Annotated in this window: 1 protein-coding gene; it reads left to right on the forward strand. The window is 45.1% G+C overall.

Annotated elements, in window-relative coordinates; all coding sequences use genetic code 11:
* Window positions 1-687, forward strand: a 687-nt coding sequence (locus MTBBW1_RS29050) for an AAA-like domain-containing protein (RefSeq protein WP_222424017.1), incomplete at both ends; no start/stop codon positions are given.

Raw genomic sequence — 687 nt, forward strand, 5'->3', positions numbered from 1 at the left:
GCGTATTGACTGGGACGACGTAAAAATGCTCATAGACACAAAACGTTATTTCATACTCCATGCCCCGCGCCAGACAGGAAAAACAAGCACACTTCTGGCCATTAAAGATAGCCTCAACAACTCAAAGGAATACAGAGCTGTATATGCCAACATAGAGGCTGTGCAGACAGCCCGAAGCAATGTTGAAAGGGGCATACCTTCAATATGCACAATTATTGCCCGCAGCATTAATGCCTGCACCGGTGAAAACAGGGTGACAAACTGGTTCTATGAAAACTCAACCCGTATTCCGGTTGATGATCTTTTAACCCAGATGCTTCAGTTCTGGTCTCAACTGCCTGCACCTGATTCATCAAAAAATCTACCTGCCTCGGATTCATCAAACATACTACCTGCACCCGATTCATCAAACAGACTAACTACACCCGATTCATCGAAAAAAATACCTGCAATACTGCTCCTTGACGAAGTGGATGCCCTTGTTGGTGACACATTAATATCTCTTTTAAGGCAGATCAGGGCAGGATACACAGATCGCCCTTCAAGTTTTCCCCAAAGCATTATACTTTGCGGGGTTCGGGATGTGCGTGATTACCGCATGAAACAGCCGGACGGCGAAATCATAACAGGTGGAAGCGCATTTAACATAAAGGCAAAATCCCTTCGCATGGGAAACTTTACAGAAGA

This window comes from Desulfamplus magnetovallimortis (genome assembly GCF_900170035.1).
Classification (GTDB): domain Bacteria; phylum Desulfobacterota; class Desulfobacteria; order Desulfobacterales; family Desulfobacteraceae; genus Desulfamplus; species Desulfamplus magnetovallimortis.